23 protein-coding genes are annotated in these 22997 nt (G+C 40.4%); 22 read left to right on the plus strand and 1 reads right to left on the minus strand.

Features of this window, described 5'->3' with window-relative positions:
* The 22 genes from fliR to ACQKL6_RS09485 all read left to right on the plus strand — a co-directional run bounded on the left by fliR (position 1) and on the right by ACQKL6_RS09485 (position 22715).
* Positions 1-777 carry a flagellar biosynthetic protein FliR gene (gene fliR, locus ACQKL6_RS09380; RefSeq protein ID WP_402868354.1) on the plus strand — a complete coding sequence of 259 codons (777 nt, stop codon included), beginning with the start codon at positions 1-3 and terminating at the stop codon, positions 775-777.
* A 2-nt stretch (positions 778-779) separates the two neighbouring features.
* A complete protein-coding gene (gene flhB, locus ACQKL6_RS09385; RefSeq protein WP_402868355.1) occupies positions 780-1862 on the plus strand; it encodes a flagellar biosynthesis protein FlhB in 1083 nt (360 codons plus the stop codon).
* Between the two features lie 37 nt (positions 1863-1899).
* Positions 1900-3936, plus strand: coding sequence for a flagellar biosynthesis protein FlhA (gene flhA, locus ACQKL6_RS09390; protein WP_427650993.1), 2037 nt, complete (start codon positions 1900-1902; stop codon positions 3934-3936).
* Complete coding sequence (flhF, locus tag ACQKL6_RS09395; RefSeq protein ID WP_427650994.1) at positions 3933-5105, plus strand: flagellar biosynthesis protein FlhF; 1173 nt, start codon at positions 3933-3935, stop codon at positions 5103-5105. The genes flhA and flhF overlap by 4 nt, the downstream gene beginning before the upstream one ends.
* Positions 5089-5955 carry a MinD/ParA family protein gene (locus ACQKL6_RS09400; RefSeq protein ID WP_427650995.1) on the plus strand — a complete coding sequence of 289 codons (867 nt, stop codon included), beginning with the start codon at positions 5089-5091 and terminating at the stop codon, positions 5953-5955. The genes flhF and ACQKL6_RS09400 overlap by 17 nt, the downstream gene beginning before the upstream one ends.
* A 10-nt stretch (positions 5956-5965) precedes the next feature.
* Positions 5966-7063 (plus strand): protein-glutamate methylesterase/protein-glutamine glutaminase, encoded by a 1098-nt coding sequence (locus ACQKL6_RS09405; protein WP_427650996.1) that lies wholly within the window; start codon positions 5966-5968, stop codon positions 7061-7063.
* A gap of 20 nt (positions 7064-7083) precedes the next feature.
* Positions 7084-9129 (plus strand): chemotaxis protein CheW, encoded by a 2046-nt coding sequence (locus ACQKL6_RS09410; RefSeq protein ID WP_402987929.1) that lies wholly within the window; start codon positions 7084-7086, stop codon positions 9127-9129.
* A gap of 124 nt (positions 9130-9253) precedes the next feature.
* Entirely contained in the window at positions 9254-9724 is a 471-nt protein-coding gene (locus ACQKL6_RS09415; RefSeq protein ID WP_402956335.1) for a chemotaxis protein CheW, read from the plus strand.
* 5 nt (positions 9725-9729) lie between these two features.
* Positions 9730-10368, plus strand: a complete 639-nt coding sequence (locus ACQKL6_RS09420) for a chemotaxis protein CheC (RefSeq protein WP_402868368.1) — start codon at positions 9730-9732, stop codon at positions 10366-10368.
* Positions 10361-10864 (plus strand): chemotaxis protein CheD, encoded by a 504-nt coding sequence (locus ACQKL6_RS09425; protein WP_402868370.1) that lies wholly within the window; start codon positions 10361-10363, stop codon positions 10862-10864. Before ACQKL6_RS09420 ends, ACQKL6_RS09425 begins: the two co-directional genes overlap by 8 nt.
* Positions 10865-10988: 124 nt before the next feature.
* Positions 10989-11756, plus strand: coding sequence for a FliA/WhiG family RNA polymerase sigma factor (locus ACQKL6_RS09430; protein ID WP_427650997.1), 768 nt, complete (start codon positions 10989-10991; stop codon positions 11754-11756).
* A 165-nt stretch (positions 11757-11921) separates the two neighbouring features.
* Positions 11922-12239 (plus strand): hypothetical protein, encoded by a 318-nt coding sequence (locus ACQKL6_RS09435; RefSeq protein WP_427650998.1) that lies wholly within the window; start codon positions 11922-11924, stop codon positions 12237-12239.
* A gap of 11 nt (positions 12240-12250) precedes the next feature.
* A complete protein-coding gene (locus ACQKL6_RS09440; RefSeq protein ID WP_427650999.1) occupies positions 12251-12886 on the plus strand; it encodes a hypothetical protein in 636 nt (211 codons plus the stop codon).
* 151 nt (positions 12887-13037) lie between these two features.
* A complete protein-coding gene (rpsB, locus tag ACQKL6_RS09445) occupies positions 13038-13751 on the plus strand; it encodes a 30S ribosomal protein S2 (protein WP_402868377.1) in 714 nt (237 codons plus the stop codon).
* Between the two features lie 283 nt (positions 13752-14034).
* Complete coding sequence (gene tsf / locus ACQKL6_RS09450) at positions 14035-14919, plus strand: translation elongation factor Ts (RefSeq protein WP_402868378.1); 885 nt, start codon at positions 14035-14037, stop codon at positions 14917-14919.
* 130 nt (positions 14920-15049) lie between these two features.
* Positions 15050-15766, plus strand: a complete 717-nt coding sequence (pyrH, locus tag ACQKL6_RS09455; RefSeq protein WP_402868380.1) for a UMP kinase — start codon at positions 15050-15052, stop codon at positions 15764-15766.
* A 3-nt stretch (positions 15767-15769) separates the two neighbouring features.
* Complete coding sequence (frr, locus tag ACQKL6_RS09460) at positions 15770-16327, plus strand: ribosome recycling factor (RefSeq protein WP_402868382.1); 558 nt, start codon at positions 15770-15772, stop codon at positions 16325-16327.
* A gap of 369 nt (positions 16328-16696) precedes the next feature.
* Entirely contained in the window at positions 16697-17470 is a 774-nt protein-coding gene (locus ACQKL6_RS09465; protein ID WP_402868383.1) for an isoprenyl transferase, read from the plus strand.
* Between the two features lie 25 nt (positions 17471-17495).
* A complete protein-coding gene (locus ACQKL6_RS09470) occupies positions 17496-18293 on the plus strand; it encodes a phosphatidate cytidylyltransferase (RefSeq protein ID WP_402987938.1) in 798 nt (265 codons plus the stop codon).
* A 40-nt stretch (positions 18294-18333) separates the two neighbouring features.
* Positions 18334-19494 carry a 1-deoxy-D-xylulose-5-phosphate reductoisomerase gene (gene dxr, locus ACQKL6_RS09475; protein ID WP_402956342.1) on the plus strand — a complete coding sequence of 387 codons (1161 nt, stop codon included), beginning with the start codon at positions 18334-18336 and terminating at the stop codon, positions 19492-19494.
* Positions 19495-19501: 7 nt separating this feature from the next.
* Complete coding sequence (gene rseP, locus ACQKL6_RS09480; protein WP_402868389.1) at positions 19502-20770, plus strand: RIP metalloprotease RseP; 1269 nt, start codon at positions 19502-19504, stop codon at positions 20768-20770.
* Between the two features lie 244 nt (positions 20771-21014).
* Positions 21015-22715 (plus strand): proline--tRNA ligase, encoded by a 1701-nt coding sequence (locus ACQKL6_RS09485; protein ID WP_427651000.1) that lies wholly within the window; start codon positions 21015-21017, stop codon positions 22713-22715.
* Here ACQKL6_RS09485 and ACQKL6_RS09490 read toward each other — a convergent pair.
* Positions 22704-22997: transposase (locus ACQKL6_RS09490; protein ID WP_427651001.1), on the minus strand; the 294-nt coding region annotated here is incomplete at its 5' end. The genes ACQKL6_RS09485 and ACQKL6_RS09490 overlap by 12 nt on opposite strands.

Raw genomic sequence — 22997 nt, forward strand, 5'->3', positions numbered from 1 at the left:
ATGGAGGAAATATTCCCTTACTTTCCTGCTTTTTTATTAATAGTAGTCAGGGTTACTACCTTTTTCGTGGCCATGCCGATTTTTTCGTATCGATCAATTCCGATACAGCACAGAATCGGGTTGGGGGTTTTCCTGGCTTGGATCATGTACTATACCATCGATGCCCCGGTTCTGGATTTGGATGTGACTTTTTATTTATTGATCATGAAAGAAGCACTTGTAGGACTTTTCATTGGGTTTGCTGCTTATATGATTTTGTCTGCGGTCCAAATTGCCGGTGGGTTAATCGATTTTCAACTGGGCTTTTCGATAGCGAATGTCATCGATCCACAAACAGGAGCACAAAGTCCCTTGATGGGACAATATTTATACACGATAGCCCTATTGTTTCTATTAAGCACCAATGGTCATCATTTACTACTGGATGGAATCTTTTATAGCTATCAATTTATCCCGATTGACCAATTGTTCGTCCCGTTCGGCGACCAAACAATAATAGAGTACTTGGCCAAGGCGTTTAGTAAAGCATTTATGATTGCCTTTCAAATGGCGATCCCAGTTGTGGGGAGCATATTTTTAGTGGATGTCACGCTTGGTATCCTAGCAAGGACCGTTCCTCAACTAAATGTTTTTGTTGTCGGCATCCCTGTGAAAATCATCGTGGGTTTAGCGATTGTCATCATAGTCATGGGAATGATGATGACGGTTGTGTCACAGTTATTTAACTTCATGCTCCTGACGATGCGTCAGTTAATGCAGCTGATCGGGGGCTTATGACAATGGAATGGATACAACTGGATTTACAGTTTTTCGCCGGTGAAAAAACGGAAAAGGCAACCCCAAAAAAACGTCAGGATTCAAAGAAAAAAGGACAAGTTGCCAAAAGTCAGGATGTCAACACATCAGTTAATTTAATCACTGTATTCTCAGTGTTGCTGCTGATGGGACCCTATATGTACAATCATTTACTCTCCCTTATGAAGAAATACCTACAGAACTTCACGATGGCCGATTTCAGTGAAGAGGGGATGCAAGTCATTTTGCTCGAAATTCTTGTAGAGATGGGACTTGTTCTGGGTCCTGTTTTTCTGGCAGCAGTGGTAGCAGGGATTTTGGCCAATGTGATGCAAATCGGTTTTATGTTTTCTACGGAATCGATTCAGTTCAAGCTCGAAAAGCTGGACCCCATTAAAGGGTTTAAACGAATTTTTTCCATGAGGGCAATTGTTGAATTATTGAAATCCATTCTTAAAATATCATTTGTTGGTTTTGTTGCTTTTTATGTACTCTGGAACCGTATGGAAGAGATTATGATTTTATCACAGATATCTGTGGCAGATGCAATGGCAACATTGGCGGATATTACGATTAAAGTAGGGTATTATGCTGCCGTGGCTTTATTGTTCATTGCACTATTAGACTATATGTATCAAAAATATGACTTTGAAAAAAACATCCGGATGTCTAAGCAAGATATTAAGGATGAATATAAAAATTCTGAAGGCGACCCGCTCATTAAATCTAAAATCAGGCAAAAGCAACGTCAGATGGCTGCCCAGAGAATGATGCAGGAAGTGCCGAATGCGGACGTTGTCATTACAAACCCCACGCATTTTGCCATTGCTTTAAAGTATGATGAAAATGAAGCGGAAGCTCCCTTTGTCGTGGCGAAGGGTGTGGATTTTGTTGCTCAGAAGATTAAATATATCGCGAAAGAAAATGATGTCGTCATGGTGGAAAATCGGCCTTTGGCAAGATCTTTATATGATCAAGCCGAAGTGGGACAAGCGATACCGGAAGAGTTTTTTAAGGCAGTCGCTGAAATACTGGCCTTTGTATATAAAACGAAAGGCAAGCTTTAAAAGGTAGATTGTTACCTGTTAGTTAGGAGAGAAAAACATGCGAGCAAGAGATTTGGTTGTTATATCGAGTGTCATCATGATTGTCGCCATGTTGGTCATACCATTACCAACTTGGTTATTAAGTATCTTACTTCTTTTAAATATATCTCTTGCGCTGTTGGTTCTATTGACTACGATGAATATGAAAGAGCCGCTTGAGTTTTCAATCTTTCCGTCGCTGCTCTTATTATTAACCCTTTTCAGACTTGGATTGAATGTGTCCACGACTCGTGCCATTTTGACGTATGGAGATGCTGGCGGTGTCGTTGAAACCTTTGGCTCCTTTGTGGTTGGAGGGAATGTTCTTGTAGGTTTAGTGGTATTTATAATCTTGGTCATCATCAATTTCATTGTCATCACGAAAGGGTCCGAAAGGGTATCTGAAGTAGCGGCAAGGTTTACGCTGGATGCGATGCCTGGGAAACAGATGGCCATTGACGCCGATTTGAACGCTGGGATGATCTCTGAAGGCGAAGCACGTACAAGGCGAGAAAAAATCAGCAACGAAGCCGATTTCTATGGATCCATGGACGGAGCGAGCAAGTTCGTAAAAGGTGATGCCATAGCAGGTATAATCATTGTCATCATCAACTTGATTTTTGGGATGATTATCGGTGTCATGCAATTGGACATGAGCTTTGGCGAATCAGCCGTCCATTTTTCGATGTTATCGGTGGGCGATGGAATCGTCAGCCAAGTGCCGGCATTACTGATTTCAACGGCTACAGGGATTGTCGTGACTCGTGCGGCTTCTAATGGCAATTTAGGCGCGGATATCGTTGAGCAGTTATTTCAATTTCCTAAAATGCTTTACTTGACTGCAGCAACAATTTTCCTCCTGGGATTATTCACCCCCATATCGGATATATTCACAATGCCGATTGCTGCTTTGTTGGTTCTGGGGGGATATGTCATTTCCAAAACACCACAACCTGATGAAAGTGAAATCCAGGAGATGGAAGAAGTATTGGAAACGGACGAGATGAAAAGTCCTGAAAGCGTCGTAAACCTTTTGAGTGTCGACCCCATAGAATTTGAGTTTGGCTATGGACTAATCCCCCTTGCCGATACGAATCAGGGAGGAGACCTTCTCGATCGGGTTGTCATGATCCGCAGACAGCTGGCAATCGAAATGGGTCTGATTATCCCAGTGGTTCGGATTCGGGATAATATCCAGTTGAATCCTAATGAGTATCGCTTGAAAATCAAGGGAAGTGAAATTGCCAACGGAGAATTACTTTTGAACCACTATTTAGCCATGAGTCCTGGTATAGAGGACGATACAATAGAAGGAATCGATACGGTTGAACCGTCATTCGGTCTGCCTGCTAAATGGATTGCGGAAGACATGAAAGAGCATGCGGAAATGATGGGCTATACCGTGGTGGATCCTCCGAGTGTGGTTTCCACGCATTTAACGGAAGTCATCAAAGCTAATGCCCATGAACTTTTGGGTAGGCAGGAAACAAAACAATTAATCGATCATCTACGAGAAACATCGCCAATTCTCGTTGAGGAGGTCACCCCGAATCCATTATCGATTGGGGATGTCCAAAAGGTATTGGCAAAACTATTGAAAGAAAAAGTTTCGATAAGGAACTTACCAATCATTTTTGAAACGCTTGCTGATTATGGAAAGTTATCTACTGATACCGATTTGCTCACTGAATATGTAAGGCAGAATTTAGCGAGACAAATTACGAACTCCTTTATTTCAGGGGAAAACCGGATAAAAGTCATTACTTTATCGGGAAAAGTGGAGAAGGCGATTGCAGATGCGGTACAACAAACTGAACATGGTAACTTTTTATCGCTCGATCCTACTGTATCCCAGTCGATTCTAGAGGCGATTGCTAGTAAATTGGAGGAGCTGACTTTGATGGATCATCAACCGATTGTGCTTTGCTCCCCAGCTGTACGTATGTACGCTCGACAATTGACAGAACGTTATTTTCCCAATGTACCGATTCTTTCTTACAATGAACTCGAATCAAATGTAGAAGTACAAAGTGTAGGGGTGGTGAATATTGATTGAGGATAAAGAAATATATGGCACCTTCCATGTCTGAAGCCATGAAGCAGATACGACAAGAGTTAGGCAGTGAAGCGGTCATTTTAAGTTCGAAAGCGGTATACAAGGGTGGTTTTCTAGGGTTGTTCAAGAAAAGGAATATTGAAGTCATGGCCGCCATCGATCCCGTTTCACAGCCCTCCCAACCTGTAACTAAACAAAAAGAGAAAAAGCTGCCTGTAAAACCGGCACTTGAGAGTTCTATAGTGAAAATCAATGAACCGGCTGCACCAAAACAAAACAACCGGGGAGATGTTGAACTGTTAAAGGAAATTGAAGGGTTAAAAGGGATGATAAGAAATATACAAATCCCATCACACGCTCATTATCCGGAGAAATTACAACAGGTTTATGAGTATCTTATCGAACAGGATGTCAATACAGTTATCCGCTCACAAATCATGGACGAGCTCCTTGATAAATGGTTTGCTACTAAAGAGGATTCTACTGATGAAGAAATTAAAAACTGGCTAGAAGCATCTTTATGTAAACTAGTGGATCAGGTACCGAATGGAAGGCCCGGCCTACAGAAGAAATATATTAATATTGTAGGTCCGACAGGTGTTGGCAAGACAACAACTTTAGCCAAGGTAGCAGCAGAGACCATGCTGAAGCATGATAAGAAGGTAGCTTTCATTACAACCGACACGTATAGGATAGCTGCTATCGATCAGTTGAAGACATATGCAAAGATTCTAAACGTTCCAATCGAAGTGGCTTATAACTTGGAAGATTTCAAAAAAGCCACAGAACGCTTTTCTCATTATGATTATGTTTTTATCGATACAGCTGGAAGGAATTTTCGCAATCCGCAGTATGTTAAAGACCTAGGGGAAATCATCCACTTCACAGATGAGATGGAAACGTATTTAGTGCTTTCATTGACCTCGAAGCAAAAGGACATGGAGGATATTTATCGACAGTTCACGACGATTCCGATTAAGCAGATCATTTTTACGAAAGCGGATGAAACGTCTACTTTTGGTTCGATCTTTAATTTTATTCACACTCATAAATTGGGGGTAGCTTATATAACAAATGGACAAAATGTGCCAGATGATATTGAAAAAGCAACTTCATCCAATTTATTGAAGATGGTTCTTGGAGCTAAAGATTATGAAAGATCAAGCTGAAAATCTAAGAAGGAGACTGGAATTGCAAAAAAACCATTCAATGGCCAAGACACTTGCCATCTTGAGTGGAAAAGGTGGAGTGGGTAAATCCAACTTTTCTTTGAACTTTGCCATCTCCTTGTCGAAACTGGGAAAAAAGGTATTGTTGTTCGATATGGATATTGGAATGGGTAATATAGATATCTTATTTGGGCAGCATTCTCCATATAGCATCGTTGATTTTTTTGAAGATGGTCTAAGCTTGAAAGAGATCATGACCACAGGACCGGAACAAATTTCCGTAATAACAGGTGGAACGGGGCTGACCCACCTTTTTACTTTAGATGAAGATAAATATGGACGTTTTACTGAAGAATTTGGTTCTCTGCTAGAGAGTTATGATTATATATTGTTTGATATGGGGGCCGGTATCACACAGGATTCCGCAAAATTCCTTTTGTGCGTGGATGAGTTAATCATCATCACAACCCCAGAACCGACTTCTGTGATGGATGCTTACTCTACGATGAAATACATTCATTCAGTAAATGATGAGATTCCATTTTTTCTCGTTTGCAACAGGGTGTTCACGAAAAAGGAAGGGAAAGAAACGATGATCAGACTTCAAAATGCTCTGAGGAAATTCCTTGGGGCGGAGATGGTTGCACTTGGATATCTCCCCGATGATAGATCCGTTTCCAAAGCGGTTTCCAAGCAAATTCCTTTTATTCTTTCTTATCCTGATGCGGCTGTTTCCAAATCTCTAATCGAGATTGTATCTAGATATGTAAATCATGGATTTGATGAAGAATCAATTATACAAAAAAGTAATTTCCTGCAAAATATGAAACGATATTTTCTTGGAAAGTAGGTTTCCTTATATGGAAAAGGTTAAAGTGTTGATAGTGGATGATTCCGCGTTTATGAGGAAGCTGATTTCTGAACTTTTAGCAGAAGATAATAGAATGGAAATCATTGGGACGGCCAGGAATGGAAAAGATGCTTTATTAAAAATAAAATCGTTGAAACCGGATGTCGTCACCTTGGATGTTGAAATGCCGGTTATGGATGGATTAGAAGCGTTAAACCGGATTATGGAAGAATGTCCGACAGCAGTGGTCATGCTATCAAGCACGACGAAGGAAGGGACGGAAAGTACATGTATCGCCATGCAGAGTGGCGCCATTGACTTTATTGCTAAGCCTTCAGGGGCTATTTCACTGGATTTGCATAAAATTAAGGAAGAACTATGTGAGAAAGTTATGGCAGCCAGCCTTGCAAATGTTCACAAACTACAAAAAAGTGCGATAAATGTTGAAAGAAACCCATCAGACTGGAAAAAATATAGTAAAATAGAATCAAAAGAAATTAGCGATATTGATAATGATATAAAAAAATGGTTCCATGGGAATAAAAAGATTGTAGTTATTGGTACATCGACAGGAGGACCAAGGGCTTTGCAGACAGTATTGACGGGGCTCCCGGAAAATATCGATGCCCCTATTTTGATTGTCCAGCATATGCCTCCCAGCTTCACGAAATCCTTAGCCGATAGGCTCAATTCATTATCGAGGATACGGGTAAAGGAAGCGGAAGATGGGGAGTTGATTCAAAAAGGAGTAGCTTATATCGCTCCGGGGGGCTTCCATTTCAAAGTGAAAAAAGTTGGGTTGAGCCTTGCGGTAGAATTGGATCAATCCGAGCAGCGAAATGGGCACCGTCCTTCGGTGGATGTGCTTTTCGAATCAGTAAGTGAAATAGCGGAATTTGCAAAAATAGCTGTTGTCATGACTGGAATGGGTATGGATGGTTCAAGCGGACTTACCAAGTTGAAAAGAACTGGTCCCTTAAAGGCAATAGCAGAGTCACAGGAGACGTCAATTGTCTTTGGAATGCCAAAGGCGGCAATTGCTACCAATTTAATAGATAGCATAGAGGATGTAGATAAAATAGCAAAAGCCATAATTGGCTATTGCTAACATACGGGGGTGGAGATTGTATGGATATGAATCAGTATTTAGAGGTATTTATTGAAGAAAGTAAAGAACATCTTCAAACGTGTAGTGAACAGCTGTTGGTACTTGAGAAGAACCCGGAGGATCTTTCGATAGTCAATGAGATTTTTCGTTCCGCACATACTTTAAAAGGTATGTCGGCTACAATGGGCTATGAGGATTTAGCTAATTTGACCCATAAAATGGAAAATGTTCTAGACGCGATCCGGAACAGCAAAATTATCCTAACTCCTGAACTGTTCGACGTAATATTCTTGGCGGTGGATGACCTAGAAGCAATTGTCATGTCGATTGCTGAAGGCGGAGATGGCAAACGTGATGTGACGAACGTGGTGCGAAAATTGCAACAAATCGAAAAAGGTGAATCACTGGTTATCCCTACAATTAATGAAACGGCAGCAGCATCTCCCGTTCTAGAAACAATGGAACAAGCAACGATGGGCGAATATGACGAATTCGAAATGACTGTTTTGCAGCAATCCAAGGAACAAGGATTTAAAAGCTATGAAATTTCAATCAGCTTACGTGACGACTGCCTTTTAAAAGCTGCAAGAGTGTTTATGGTGTTTGAAGTTCTTGAAAAGTCAGGTGAGGTGATAAAATCGAATCCACCTGCTGAACTTTTGGAGGAAGAACAATTTGATCAGAAATTCACGGTTACATTGGTGACCAATGAATCGATTGAAGAGACCAAGAAAAAAATCATGAAGGTTTCAGAAGTGGATGTCGTCGAAATAACAGCCCTAAATCTGGAAGAACTACGTCATGCTGCAAATATTAAAGAGGAAAAAAAAGCGGCCGATAAAAAGCCTCAGGAAGGTACGGACCAGTCACCTTCAATCAATGAGGCTAAAGAAACAAAAAAAGCGGTCAAGCATGCTCCAAGCAAGACCATTCGGGTAAATATCGAGCGGCTAGATATATTAATGAACTTATTTGAAGAACTAGTTATCGATAGAGGAAGGTTAGATCAAATTTCAAGCGATTTGGATAACCAGGAACTGCACGAAACTGTGGAAAGAATGTCTCGCGTAACAAGCGATTTGCAAACGATTGTGTTGAACATGCGCATGGTTCCTGTCGAAACGGTATTCAACCGTTTTCCGAAAATGGTACGCCAATTAGCGAGGGATTTAAATAAAAAGGTAGATTTAGAGATTATCGGCGCTGAAACTGAATTGGACCGAACGGTCATTGATGAAATTGGCGACCCACTCGTTCATTTATTAAGAAACGCGATGGATCATGGAGTGGAGACACCTGAAAAGCGTCTTTCTATGGGGAAAAATGAAGTAGGGAAGATTCTATTAAAGGCCTATCATAGCGGTAACCATGTGTTCATTGAAATTGAAGATGATGGAGCTGGTATTAATAAAGAACGGGTTTTAAGTAAAGCCCTTTCCAATGGAATACTAACGAAGGAAACCGCCGCAACACTATCGGATAAGCAAATTTATGAATTGATTTTCGCTTCAGGTTTCTCCACAGCCGATACCATTTCGGATGTATCTGGCCGTGGCGTAGGTTTGGATGTCGTGAAGAACACAATAGAATCACTGGGCGGATCGGTAACAATCGACTCTAAGGAGAATGAAGGGTCCATTTTTCTCATACAACTTCCTTTGACGTTATCTATCATTTCCGTCATGTTAGTTGAAATTCAACAGGAGAAATATGCAATCCCTCTTTCTTCTATTATAGAGACAGCCATTATAAGAAAAGAAGATATTATGAATGCCCATAATCAACAAGTGATCGACTTTAGAGGAAAAGTGCTGCCACTCCTGTTCCTAAAGGACATTTTTGAAGTGCCCGTACAAAACGAAGAAGAAGAGTTTCTTTCAATCGTTATAGTCAGGAAAGGCGAAAAAATGGCGGGACTTGTAGTGGATTCCTTTATAGGGCAACTTGAAATCGTCTTGAAGTCATTAGGTAATTATTTATCGACTGCATTTGCTATATCTGGAGCTACTATTTTAGGCGATGGCCAAGTAGCCTTGATTGTCGATTGCAATGCATTGATTCACTGACCATTTTAATATATAGATTCGCTACAATCCTTCCTACCATTTGATTACTGGAGACCCTTTGGAAACAAGGGTCAATGGATGAACAGTAGATATGGTTGAGGGGTAAAAAGAGGAGGATAATTGAATGTCGACCACAAGTCCTGTTCAAGATATAAAAGTAATCGTGTTTCAAATCAAAGACAAAGAATATGCGATTCCGGTGGATAAAGTAAGTGGAATAGAAAAACTTTTGCATATAACAAGGGTGCCCAAAGCCGTTCCATTTGTTAAAGGTGTGATTAATTTAAGGGGTGTGATTACCCCCATTATTGATTTAAGAGTCCGTTTCGGTTTTGAAGAGGTTGAATATAACGATTCAACGAGGATCATCATCGTTGTCCTTGATGACATCGAAGTAGGGTTGATTGTCGATTCAGCCAATGATGTGCTTGACATTCCTGTCGAGAGCATTGAGCCTCAGCCGGAAGTTGTCGGTCATTTAGCTTCGGAATATATCAGCGGTGTCGCAAAAATTGAAAAACGTTTGCTTGTATTGGTGAATTTGGAGAAGGCCTTAAGTCTCGAAGCAAATGAAATCGTGAGAAAAGAAGGATAAAAGGGATGTCATTTATTGATAAAATCAACCCCATCCACCTTGATATCCTCAAAGAAATTGGGAATATTGGTGCGGGACATGCTGCTACTGCACTCTCTGCCATTCTTAATAAAAAAATAGATATGAATGTTCCTAATGTCCGGGTAGTTTCCTTTGATGAAATGATGGAATTGGCAGGGGGAGCAGAACATGTTGTGGCTAGTGTCTTTTTGCGAATTGAAGGAGATGCCACTGGAAGCATGATTTTTATCCTTTCATTACCTGTAGCTGAATATTTCATTCAACAGATGATAGGGGATGAAACCTTCTCCATTGATAAACCACAGCATTCTGAATTAGCTCTTTCTTGTCTACAGGAATTAGGGAATATCCTGTCGGGATCCTATCTTTCTTCTTTATCGGATTTTACTAAGTTGAATATATATCCTTCGGTTCCTTCCTTGAATATCGATATGGTGGGAGCAACTATCAGTTATGGATTACTGGAATTATCACAAGTAAGTGATTCTGCTATTGTGATAGATACCGTCCTAGCGCAGAATGAGAGGTTTGCTGAATCTATCAATGGCCATTTCTTTTTACTGCCCGATCCTGATTCCTTTGATACTATTTTTGCTGCCCTGGGAGTGACAATAAATGGTTGAATTATTGCAAATCCAAGTTGTTAAAGTGGGGATAGCGGATATGAATACTGTAAAACCTCCTTATTCGATTCGCACTTCAGGGCTTGGTTCATGCGTAGGGGTCGTCATTTATGATGAGAAAAGAGAGATTGCCGGTTTGGCGCATGTCATGTTGCCGGATTCTTCACTTGCTAAGTCTGGTCAGATTAATCGGGCCAAGTTTGCCGATACAGCCGTAAAGGAATTGGTGAATCGTCTGGTGAAGGAAGGAGCAAGGCCTGCTTTTTTAAAAGCAAAGCTGGCTGGAGGTGCACAAATGTTTCAATTTGCCTCTGGGGGGGATTTAATGAGAATAGGACCCCGAAATGTTGAAGCTGTCCGGAAAGAATTGGCTGATTTACGAATACAGGTCGTTTCGGAGGACGTCGGCGGGAACAGTGGTAGGACGATAGAATTCAATGTGACAAAGTGCATGCTTAATATCCGGACAGTAAATAAAGGGACTAGAAATATTTAATTGGGAAGATGAAATTTGCGCAGCCGGAAAGTGACGGGAACACTGCAATCAAAATATTGTTGCACCTAGAGCCTTCGAGGACCGTTTTGATTACAAAACGTAAACAATGTTAGGAGGAAATCCCATGTCTCAACTGACTATCGAAGAAGAACAGTTATGCTGGAAAAATTGGGTCGATTGCAGGGACCCGCAAGCAGGGGACGTTTTGGTGAAGAAATATGTTCCGCTTGTATCTTACCATGTCCAACGTATTTCAGTCAGCCTTCCTAGGAATGTCAGTCGTGATGACATTAGGAGCTTAGGGATGATGGGCTTATTTGATGCCTTGGAGCGCTTTGATCCAAAGCGTGATCTGAAATTTGACACATATGCTTCATTCCGGATCCGTGGGGCCATATTGGATGGTTTAAGGAAAGAGGATTGGCTACCGCGGAGTGCGAGGGATAAAGCGAAAAAAATCGATTCAGCTATTGAAAAATTGGAACAAAAATATATGCGGAACCTTACACCAAAGGAAATTGCATTTGAATTAAATATTCCGGAAGATGAAGTATATGCTGCACTTAACGAGCACTTCTTTGCCAATGTTTTATCCATGGATGAAAATCCTCAAGAACAGGATGACAAAGAAAAAACGAATTTCCATATTAAAGATGATAAAGCAGACCTGCCTGAAGAGAATGTTCTAAGACAAGAATTGTATGCAGAGCTAACAAAGGTCATAGAAACACTAAATGAGAAAGAACAGTTGGTATTGCAACTTTTTTATAAAGAAGAACTTACGCTGACGGAAATTGGACAAGTGATGAGTCTTTCCACATCAAGGATATCGCAAATTCACTCAAGGGCGATATTTAAACTTAGACATGCTATGCAGGATAAAAAAAGTTAACCCATATTTTTATTTAGTGTCATGCTTCGAGGCATGCTCTATGAGAAATGCATGGATTTATCAGTTTGGACAGACCATTCCGAACATTTTGAATCCATGTGAAGAACATGTGTTCGCAGGCAGTTATACAGAAGAATCACTATAGAAATATAGGGGTGGATGGCTGTGAGTTTAAAAGCAATCGAGATGCAAATTGCCCTTCCAAGAACCCAAGATGCCGGAAAGATCCAAGAACAACTTTTACAAAAAAATCTAATCCAACAGGATCATGCCACCCATCAAGGAAGAAAAGAAGAGGAACGAAAACAAACGACTGTAATGTGCGAGGAACAAAAGCTCCCAGCTCATTTTTATGAAAAGGAAGGTAGCGCGGATAAGGGTCCGTTTTTTAAACAGCGTAGGAAGAAAGACGATACGAGACAAACAACAGAGAATATAGATCCCCATCCCTATAAAGGAAAGAGTATCGACTATTCCGGTTAAGAGGAGGCACCATGTCAGTATTTTTTATGTTACTCCTTTTTAGTCTAAATATTTTCACGATTTTCGCCGTTATTCTTTTGTATCTTAGACAAAATCGATTAAGTAAGCTAGAAAAGGAACAAAAAGCCACCATAATTGAAATGGAAGAACTACTAACAGGCTATCTAATGGAAATGAAGGAAGATAACGAAGCCTTGATAAAAGCTTTTACACAAACTGACGTCTTACCTAATGAGAAAAAGATAGAAGAGTCAGTAATAGTAAAAACAAGGCCACCTATAGAAAAGGAAGCAGAACTAGAAAAGGAATCATTCCCTGACTATAAAGAACCAACTTTTAACGGGAAGAAATTGCAGGCTGCTAATGCTTATATGAACCAGACTGGAATAGAAGAAGAATTCAAGCCAGCCAATGAAGTGAAGGACAAGCTCGAACTTTCGGCGGAGGCCTCCATTTTAACCAAACAAGAGGCACGCGTGGAAAAAGATTTTTCAGCCATGCTACAGGATTCTTTAGAAGAATTATCATTAAATGAACAGGTAGACTATTTAGTGGAGCAAGGTCTTTCAATTGAAGATATCGCCAAAAAATTAAATAGGGGTCAAACGGAAATTGAGCTTTTATTAAAGTTCCGTATGGATAGATAAATATTGCTTGATTGTATCACCTGAGTATGATATATTATGAAATGGTGTTAATACACACGCCCGTGATTCTAGCAGATGGTGCTGTTTATACAGTTTCTGTATGAAAATGATCGGAGCGGAGGAAAAACAAAACCATTTAGGAGGAACTAAAATGTCAGTCATTTCTATGAAACAATTGCTTGAAGCTGGTGTGCATTTCGGACACCAAACACGTCGCTGGAACCCTAAGATGAAGAAATATATCTTCACTGAGCGTAACGGCATCTACATCATCGACCTTCAAAAAACAGTTAAAAAGGTTGAAGAAGCTTATAACTTCGTTAAAGAACTAGCTGCTAACGGTGGAACTGTTCTTTTCGTTGGTACTAAAAAACAAGCTCAAGAATCAGTTAAAGAAGAAGCTATCCGCTCTGGTATGTACTATGTAAACCAACGTTGGTTAGGTGGAACTTTAACAAACTTTGAAACAATCCAAAAACGTATTAATCGTCTTAAAGATATCGAAAAAATGGACGCTAACGGAACTTTCGAAGTGCTTCCTAAAAAAGAAGTAATCCAACTTAAAAAAGAATGGGATCGCTTAGAAAAATTCTTAGGCGGTATTAAAGATATGAAGACTCTTCCAGATGCGATCTTCGTTATCGACCCTCGCAAAGAGCGTATTGCTGTTGCGGAAGCACACAAATTAAACATTCCACTTGTTGGTATCGTTGATACAAACTGTGATCCGGACGAAATCGACGTAGTTATTCCTGCGAATGACGATGCAATCCGTGCTGTTAAATTATTAACAGGTAAAATGGCAGATGCTATCTTAGAAGCTAAACAAGGCGAAGAAACAGCAACTGAAACAACTACTGCTTAATAGTTGACAGAACTGCTTAACTAGTGAGAAAAAAAGGTGATAAGAGGATAATGCCTTTTATCCCTTTTTTTTGCACTAAATAAGCATACATAAATCCCGTGCCTTATCACGGCTGATTTTTGAAACTGGAGAGAACCGAGCTTTTTTGTCATAACGTTGACCAATAAATATTTTTTGTAAAAATTTGCTGCGATTTGTTGTATTTGTTGTTGAAAACAAGTATTATCTAGCAAAATGGGTAAAGACTGAATAAACCGCACTTAATTTGAGGAGGATTTATATTATGGCAATCACTGCACAATTAGTTAAAGAATTGCGTGAAAAAACTGGCGCTGGCATGATGGACTGCAAAAAAGCACTTGTACAAACTGAAGGAAATATGGATAAAGCGATTGACTTCCTTCGCGAAAAAGGAATTGCAAAAGCTGCCAATAAAGGCGACCGTATCGCTGCTGAAGGGTTAACTTCTATCGTAGTAGACGGAAACCAAGCAGTAATCCTTGAAGTGAACTCAGAAACTGATTTCGTTGCTAAAAACGAAGGTTTCCAAACTCTTGTCAAAGAATTGGCTTCATTCTTATTGGCTAACAAGCCTGAAACTGTAGAAGCTGCTCTTGAGCAAACAATGGAAAACGGTGTGAAAGTTGCTGATCATATCAATGCAGCAGTAGCTAAAATTGGTGAAAAATTAACTCTTCGCCGTTTCCAAGTCGTTACAAAAACAGACAGCGATGCTTTCGGCGCTTACCTACACATGGGTGGACGTATCAGCGTACTTACAGTTCTTGAAGGTACAACTGATGCTGAAGCAGCTAAAGGTGTTTCTATGCACATCGCAGCTCTTAACCCAAAATATGTTTCTCGTGACCAAGTAGACGCTACTGAGCTAGAGCACGAACGTGAAGTTCTTACTCAACAAGCCCTAAACGAAGGCAAGCCAGAAAAAATCGTTGCTAAAATGGTTGAAGGACGTATCAACAAATTCTACGAAGAAATCTGTGTAAACGAACAAGCTTTCGTTAAAAACCCAGATCAAAAAGTAGGACAATTCGTTGAAGCACTAGGCGGAAAAATCCTTTCATTCGTACGTTACGAAGTAGGGGAAGGTCTTGAAAAACGTCAAGAAAACTTTGCTGAAGAAGTAATGAACCAAGTTAAAAAAGACTAATCGATTGTAAGAAAATGGTTAAATAGGGAACACTATAGTGTTCCCTATTTTTTAAAATGTCCTGAATTTTTGATTAATGCAAGAATGAGCATGATGGACGAACAAAAAGATTACATAGTTGGAGGTTCTCATGGCTAAATATAAACGTGTCGTATTGAAACTCAGTGGTGAAGCATTGGCTGGAGACGAGGGTTTCGGAATTAATCCTGCAGTTATAAAGTCGATTGCAGAACAAGTAAAAGAAGTAGCTGAATTGGATGTAGAAGTAGCTGTGGTTGTCGGTGGCGGAAACATATGGCGCGGGAAAATCGGTAGTGAAATGGGCATGGACCGTGCAAATGCCGATTATATGGGCATGCTCGCTACAGTCATGAATTCATTGGCGTTACAAGATAGCCTCGAGCAGCTTGGGATTGAAACGCGCGTCCAAACGTCCATTGAGATGAGACAAGTGGCAGAACCATATATTAGACGACGTGCAATTAGACACCTGGAGAAAAAGAGAGTAGTCATTTTTGCAGCAGGAACAGGAAACCCATATTTCTCAACGGATACGACTGCCGCATTACGTGCAGCTGAAATTGAAGCGGATGTCATCTTGATGGCGAAGAACAATGTGGATGGCGTATACAATGCTGATCCTGTTAAAGACAAAAATGCAGTGAAGTATGATGAGCTTTCATATCTTGATGTGATAAAAGACGGATTACAAGTCATGGATTCTACTGCGTCCTCGCTATGTATGGACAATGATATTCCATTGATTGTCTTCTCTATTATGGAAAAAGGTAATATTAAGCGCGCTGTATTAGGCGAAACGCTTGGAACTATTGTAAGGGGGAAATAAAAGATGCCGAAACAAGTTATTTCGAATGCGAAAACGAAAATGGAAAAAGCCATTAGCGCTTACACACGTGAATTAGCCAGCATCCGTGCCGGAAGAGCAAATGCCTCATTGCTTGATAGAATCTCAATTGATTATTACGGATCCCAAACACCTATCAATCAAATGGCGGGCATTTCTGTACCAGAAGCAAGACTTTTAGTCATCCAGCCTTATGACAAAACGATTTTGGGCGAGATTGAAAAAGCAATTTTGAAATCGGATTTAGGATTAAATCCTTCTAATGATGGTTCTATAATCAGGATTGCCATTCCTGCGTTAACAGAAGAACGTAGGAAAGAACTTGTCAAGGTCGTTAAGAAAGAAGCCGAAGAAGCAAAAATCGCGGTTCGTAACGTTCGCCGTGATGCTAACGATGAGTTGAAAAAGCTTGAGAAAAATGGCGATATCACAGAAGATGATTTGCGCGGTTATGCAGATGACATTCAAAAGATGACGGATGGCAACATCTCAAAAATCGATGATATTACAAAAGATAAAGAAAAAGAAATTCTAGAAGTCTAATCCCTTCTAAAAGCATTGAATAAAAGGGCCGAATCCATTGTGGTCATGTCTTTGATCTAACATATAGGTGTGTTAAAAAGAGAAAACTGTTATAATAAGGTTTCTCCGATTATGATTACGCCTGAGTTAGTAAGAGCTTGAAAATGATGGAGGAGGTCCTTTTTGCCTTTTCTTCTTGAAAGGATATGCATTATTTATTTCTTGCCAACTTCTAATGAAGATAATATTTTCATAATAATAATATGAGAACAAGTTTTTTTTTGATATTATAATATAGATTCTGTTCTTATGTAGAATCCAAAAAATATACATAGTGCACGTAAATATTGCCTTTGTAGAGATAAGTACAACCTAATGGGGGACTAACATATGTATTCACTATGGAAGCGTTTCGTTAAAAAAGATGCTTCTTCCGATGTAGCAAGTAGGATCCAGCATATTAAGGAGTCTAATGTTCCTCAACATATTGCCATTATTATGGATGGAAACGGCCGATGGGCTAAAAAACGTGCGCTGCCACGTGTGGCAGGCCACCATGAAGGAATGAAAACCGTTAGAAAAATAACAAAGATTTCTAATGAGTTGGGAATAAAAACGTTGACCGTTTATGCGTTCTCCACAGAAAATTGGAAACGTCCGAAAAGTGAAGTCGATTTTTTAATGAAACTTCCACAGGAATTCCTAGGCACCTTTTTGCCAGAGCTTATAGCTGAAAATGTAAGGGTGGAGATGATGGGAGACTTATCGTTAATCCCGTCACATACTCAGAAAGCAGTTAAACAAGCGATGGAGGATACGAAAAATAATAACGGGATGATTTTGAACTTTGCCCTTAATTATGGAAGCCGTGGAGAAATAGTTGCGGCGGTCAACAGCATCATACATGATGTGAAAAATGGTATAATAAAGGAAAATGTTTCTGAGGAAATAGTATCAAGCTACTTAATGACACAACATTTGCTCGATCCGGATTTGTTGATCCGTACAAGCGGCGAAAAAAGGTTAAGCAACTTCATGCTTTGGCAGTCAGCGTATACCGAGCTATGGTTTACGGATGTGTTATGGCCGGACTTTAGTGAAGGTCATTTACTACAGGCTGTCGAGGAGTATCAAAAACGTTCACGCAGGTTCGGTGGCGTTTAATGTAGAAGGCGAGGAAATAGGAATAATGAAACAGAGAATTATTACGGCAGTCATCGCTGCCGCCATCTTCATTCCAATCGTGATGATAGGGAAGCTTCCCTTTTTATTGGTAATCTATCTTCTAGCATCTATCGGTTTGTATGAATTGATGAAAATGAAAAAGATGCGTGTATTCTCCTTTGAGGCGATTCTTTCACATGTTTTACTTTGGATATTATTACTGCCGAATGAATATAGCACGTTTTTAACTGAAAATAATTATGACAAAGTACAGCTTTTCTTAATCGGCGTTTTAGTGCTATTGCTTTATACGGTCCTTTCGAAAAATATGTTCACTTTCGATGATGCAGGATTTTTGGTCATTGCGATTCTTTACTTAGGCATCGGCTTTTACTATTTCTTTGAAACACGTGACAATGAATCTCTAGGTCTAGTCTATATCCTTCTTACTTTATTTACGATATGGGCAACCGATTCAGGAGCATACTTCATTGGAAAAGCAATCGGTAAGAGGAAGTTATGGCCTGAAATCAGTCCTAATAAAACAGTCGAGGGATTTTTTGGAGGCGTAGTTTCCGCGTTAGTCGTAGGTGTGCTTTTTTACGTATTTTCATCCCTTGACTATTCGATATGGCAATTGTTGTTGATATCGTTAATCATAGCAATCTTCGGCCAACTGGGAGACCTTGTTCAATCGGCTTATAAACGTCATTATGGCGTAAAGGATTCAGGAAAGATCCTACCTGGTCATGGCGGGATTTTAGACAGGCTGGATAGTTTAATATTTATTTTACCAATCTTACATTTATTGCATGTATTATAATTAAAAAGGTAAGGTTATATGAATTAGGAGATGAACGGATTTGAAGTATATCAGCCTTCTGGGTGCAACAGGTTCGATAGGCAAGCAAACGGCGGATGTGGTCAGGGCCCATCCCGATCAATTTAAGATAGTGGCACTTTCGGCCGGAAAGAATATTGCTTTGGTCAGAACCTATATAAAAGAGTTTGAACCAGAACTAGTTTCCGTACAGACAAAAGAAGATTATGAGGTTTTGAAAAGCGAGTTCTCTAACCGGAAAGATATTGAGTTCATGTATGGCGATGAGGGAATAACGGCAGTGGCTGTGTATAATCAAGCAACAGTCTTAGTGAATGCGGTCATCGGCAGCGTAGGACTTTATCCGACTTTGCAAGCGATTAAAGCCGGTAAGGATATTGCGATTGCCAATAAGGAGACTTTGGTAACAGCGGGCCATTTGGTCATTGATGAAGCGAAAAAAGCCGGGGTAAGGCTGCTTCCGGTCGATAGTGAGCATTCAGCAATTTTTCAAGCACTTCAGGGTGAACAAGAAAAAAATATCGAGCGCTTAGTCATTACTGCCTCTGGTGGAAGTTTCCGTGATCGCACCCGTGAAGAGCTAAAAGGCGTCACGGTAGAAGAGGCTTTAAACCATCCAAACTGGTCTATGGGGGCTAAAATCACCATCGATTCAGCATCCATGATGAACAAGGGATTGGAAGTAATCGAGGCACACTGGTTGTTTGATCTCCCATACGAAAAGATTGACGTGCTTCTCCATAGGGAGAGCATTATCCACTCAATGGTGGAATTTCATGATTCCAGTGTGATGGCACAGTTAGGTACACCTGATATGCGTGTACCCATCCAATTTGCACTTACATATCCAGATCGACTGCCTCTTGTAGGACGGAAGCGTTTGAATTTGGCTGAAGCGGGAAAACTCCACTTTAGTGAAATGGACTTCACTCGATATCCTTGTTTGCAATTCGCTTACAAAGCAGGTAAAATGGGCGGCACGATGACAACGGTGTTGAATGCTGCAAATGAAGCTGCAGTAGCTGCATTTTTATCTGGAAAAGTTTCTTTCCTAGAAATTGAAACCCTGATAGAAAGAGCGCTTAACAAACATTCTGTCATAGCGAGTCCTGACTTAGAAACGATCCAGGAAGTCGATAAAATGACAAGGAAGTTTATAGAATCCTTAGTGAAAGATAGGTGACCAGAACATGCAGACTCTAGAAACGCTTATAGCGTTCATTATCATTTTTGGCGCTCTTGTTTTTTTCCATGAGCTTGGACACTTAGTATTTGCGAAGCGTGCTGGAATTCTATGCCGCGAATTTGCAATCGGATTTGGACCAAAAGTATTCACATATAAAAAGAAGGAAACGGTCTATACGATACGTCTTCTTCCTCTAGGTGGATACGTTCGAATGGCCGGAGAAGATGCGGAAAATATTGAATTGAAACCTGGTTACCGTGTGGGATTGATGTTTGATGAAGAAGAAACCGTCACGAAAATCATCTTGAACAACAAAGACAAATACCCGGATATTCGGCTTGTCGAAGTGGAAGTGATAGATTTAGATCATAAACTGATACTTACGGGATATGAAGAGGGAGAAGAAGACACGTTAAAAACGTTTTCGATCCATAAGGAAGCCGTAATCGTTGAAAATGGGGTCGAGAACCAAATTGCCCCTTATGATCGCCAGTTTGCATCTAAATCTCTTGGACACCGCTTTTTAACAATCTTAGCGGGCCCAGCAATGAACTTTGTTCTAGCTTTTGTTATTTTTACATTGATTGGTTTATTTCAAGGCGTCGTGGTGGACGAAGCCAAACTAGGTGAATTAACTAAGGACGGTGCAGCCGTTACTTCTGGACTTAAATCAGGGGATGCCATTCAATCGATTGAAGGTACGGAAGTCACAACCTGGGAAGATGTACAGGCGAGTATCCAAAAAAGTCCCGGTAAAGAAATCGAATTCGTTGTATATAGGGACGGTAAAACGTTAGAAGTTCCAGTTACTCCTCAGGAAGTCGAGAGGGAAGGTCAGAAAATTGGAATCATCGGGGTATACCCGCCCGTTGAAAAAGCTCCACTAAAAGCCATTCAATATGGTGCGACGGAGACGTATTTTTGGACGAAACAGATTTTCATCATTCTGGGTGACCTAGTAACGGGTGGCTTTACGATTGACAGTCTATCTGGTCCAGTAGGTATATATAAATCGACTGAGGAAGTTGCAAAACAGGGCTTGTTCACGTTGATGAAATGGGCTGGGTTGCTCAGCATAAATTTAGGAATCATGAATCTTTTACCGTTACCTGCTTTGGACGGCGGACGATTATTATTCTTCGTGGTTGAGTTCTTAAGAGGAAAACCAATTGATCGCCAAAAAGAAGGAATGGTGCATTTCATCGGATTTGCTTTGCTGATGTTGTTAATGATCGTCGTGACATGGAATGACATCCAGAGATTCTTCCTATAAGCTGATATGAATGAAACCAAACAAGCCAGCAGAACTATCTGTTGGCTGTTTGAATCTACTTGTAACTTTTTGAAGAGTTTGGGCAAAATAGTTTGTTTTATCGGGAATTCGTAAGTATAATCGAAAAAGAGCGAATGAAATCAACTTAATTTAAATCAATCAGACAATAATAATGTAATTTTGTATTACATGACCCGTAAATTTCCGTATGGAAGTTTAAAGGAAATATTGAAGAGGTGTAGATATGAAACAAAGTATGACGTTAATCCCTACATTGAGGGAAGTCCCTGCAGATGCAGAAATTAAAAGCCACCAGCTTTTGTTGCGAGCAGGATTCATGAGACAGAATTCAAGTGGTGTTTACAGTTTTATGCCGCTTGGTAATAAAGTGCTTCAAAAGGTTGAAGCGATTGTTCGGGAAGAAATGGACAATGCAGGTGCCGTAGAATTATTGATGCCAGCCCTTCAACAAGCGGAATTTTGGCAGGAATCCGGTCGTTGGTATACATATGGACCCGAATTAATGCGATTAAAAGACCGTAACAACCGTGAATTTGCCCTTGGAGCTACACATGAAGAGGTCGTTACAAGCTTGGTCCGTGACGAAGTGAAGTCATACAAGCGTTTGCCATTGACGGTTTATCAAATCCAAACGAAGTTCCGTGATGAAAAAAGACCTCGTTTTGGTTTATTGCGCGGACGCGAATTCATCATGAAGGATGCTTACTCATTCCATGCAAATCAAGAAAGTCTTGATGCTGTATATGAAAAACTTTATGCGGCCTATTCAAATGTATTTAGCCGTTGTGGCCTTGATTTTCGTGCAGTCATCGCCGATTCAGGAGCGATGGGTGGAAAGGATACACATGAATTCATGGTGCTTTCTGAAATTGGAGAAGACACGATTGCCTATTCAGATACATCCGATTATGCGGCGAATATTGAAATGGCGCCTGTAGCGGTAAAATATGAAAAAGATTCCGAAGAGCAGGGAACACTTGATAAAGTTCATACTCCTGGGAAGAAATCAATTGATGATGTAGCTTCATTTTTAAAAACCGATGCTTCAAAATTGATCAAGTCCTTGTTATTTAAAGTGGATGAAAAATATGTACTCGTCTTGGTACGAGGAGATCATGAAGTGAATGATATCAAAGTAAAAAACTTCTACAATGCTGAAGTCGTGGAGTTAGTGGACCCTAACGAAACGAAAGAAGTCTTAGGTTGTGCGGTAGGTTCTCTTGGACCAATCAATATTGCCTCAAGCGTAGAAGTCATCGCCGATTTGGCCATTGAAGCAATGGTTAATGGAGTATGCGGCGCTAATGAGGAAGATTATCATTTTGTGAATGTAAACCCTGACCGTGATTTTAAGGTGGAAAGTTTTATCGATCTTCGTTTTATCCAAGAGGGAGATCCATCACCGGATGGCAACGGAATAATCAAGTTTGCTAAAGGAATTGAAGTCGGTCACGTATTCAAGCTTGGGACTAAATATTCCGAAGCGATGAACGCGACGTTCCTAGATGAAAACGGCCGTTCGCAACCGATGATCATGGGTTGTTACGGTATTGGTGTATCTCGTACACTTGCAGCTGTCGCTGAGCAATTCAATGATGAGAAAGGTTTAGTATGGCCGGTGAATTTGGCTCCGTTCCAGGTCCATTTGATTCCGGTTAATATGAAGGATCAATCTCAAGCTGAACTTGCAGAAAAACTATATGCTGAACTTAAAAAACAAGGCATGGATGTCTTGATGGATGACCGTCATGAACGTGCCGGAGTGAAATTTGCCGATTCTGACTTGATTGGACTTCCTGTCCGCGTAACGGTCGGTAAAAAAGCTTCCGAAGGCATCGTGGAAGTGAAGATCCGTAAAACAGGTGAAGTGCTTGAACTGGAAACATCGGAACTTGCACAGAAGTTACATGAATTATTGGGATAAAGCAGTAAAATCATAGCTTGATTTGGGGCTGTCTAATAAGTCCCTAAAATAAAACAGGTGGAGAAAAACGAGTTGTTTTTCTCCACCTGTTTTTCTATTTCTATAATAATTTACTGAAAGTAGCTGACGTAACCCAGCTATCTTCAGTAAATTATGTGCCATGGCTACGATGCCAAACTCCGTTTGTACTTTCGCTAAGCCCCGAAGCGAAAAGCGACGGAACGACCTATTGCCCTTGATATGACCAAAAACACTCTCTACCTCGATTTTTCGTCGAGCGTA

This window comes from Peribacillus sp. NPDC097197 (genome assembly GCF_050278025.1).
Classification (GTDB): Bacteria; Bacillota; Bacilli; order Bacillales; family DSM-1321; genus Peribacillus.

Bases quoted from the DNA above. Each gene is read 5' to 3' on its own strand.
- fliR (WP_402868354.1), top strand. From the start codon at position 1: ATGGAGGAAATATTCCCTTACTTTCCTGCTTTTTTATTAATAGTAGTC.
- flhB (WP_402868355.1), top strand. From the start codon at position 780: ATGGAATGGATACAACTGGATTTACAGTTTTTCGCCGGTGAAAAAACG.
- flhA (WP_427650993.1), top strand. From the start codon at position 1,900: ATGCGAGCAAGAGATTTGGTTGTTATATCGAGTGTCATCATGATTGTC.
- ACQKL6_RS09400 (WP_427650995.1), top strand. From the start codon at position 5,089: ATGAAAGATCAAGCTGAAAATCTAAGAAGGAGACTGGAATTGCAAAAA.
- ACQKL6_RS09405 (WP_427650996.1), top strand. From the start codon at position 5,966: ATGGAAAAGGTTAAAGTGTTGATAGTGGATGATTCCGCGTTTATGAGG.
- ACQKL6_RS09410 (WP_402987929.1), top strand. From the start codon at position 7,084: ATGGATATGAATCAGTATTTAGAGGTATTTATTGAAGAAAGTAAAGAA.
- ACQKL6_RS09415 (WP_402956335.1), top strand. From the start codon at position 9,254: ATGTCGACCACAAGTCCTGTTCAAGATATAAAAGTAATCGTGTTTCAA.
- ACQKL6_RS09420 (WP_402868368.1), top strand. From the start codon at position 9,730: ATGTCATTTATTGATAAAATCAACCCCATCCACCTTGATATCCTCAAA.
- ACQKL6_RS09425 (WP_402868370.1), top strand. From the start codon at position 10,361: ATGGTTGAATTATTGCAAATCCAAGTTGTTAAAGTGGGGATAGCGGAT.
- ACQKL6_RS09430 (WP_427650997.1), top strand. From the start codon at position 10,989: ATGTCTCAACTGACTATCGAAGAAGAACAGTTATGCTGGAAAAATTGG.
- ACQKL6_RS09440 (WP_427650999.1), top strand. From the start codon at position 12,251: ATGTCAGTATTTTTTATGTTACTCCTTTTTAGTCTAAATATTTTCACG.
- rpsB (WP_402868377.1), top strand. From the start codon at position 13,038: ATGTCAGTCATTTCTATGAAACAATTGCTTGAAGCTGGTGTGCATTTC.
- tsf (WP_402868378.1), top strand. From the start codon at position 14,035: ATGGCAATCACTGCACAATTAGTTAAAGAATTGCGTGAAAAAACTGGC.
- pyrH (WP_402868380.1), top strand. From the start codon at position 15,050: ATGGCTAAATATAAACGTGTCGTATTGAAACTCAGTGGTGAAGCATTG.
- frr (WP_402868382.1), top strand. From the start codon at position 15,770: ATGCCGAAACAAGTTATTTCGAATGCGAAAACGAAAATGGAAAAAGCC.
- ACQKL6_RS09465 (WP_402868383.1), top strand. From the start codon at position 16,697: ATGTATTCACTATGGAAGCGTTTCGTTAAAAAAGATGCTTCTTCCGAT.
- ACQKL6_RS09470 (WP_402987938.1), top strand. From the start codon at position 17,496: ATGAAACAGAGAATTATTACGGCAGTCATCGCTGCCGCCATCTTCATT.
- rseP (WP_402868389.1), top strand. From the start codon at position 19,502: ATGCAGACTCTAGAAACGCTTATAGCGTTCATTATCATTTTTGGCGCT.
- ACQKL6_RS09485 (WP_427651000.1), top strand. From the start codon at position 21,015: ATGAAACAAAGTATGACGTTAATCCCTACATTGAGGGAAGTCCCTGCA.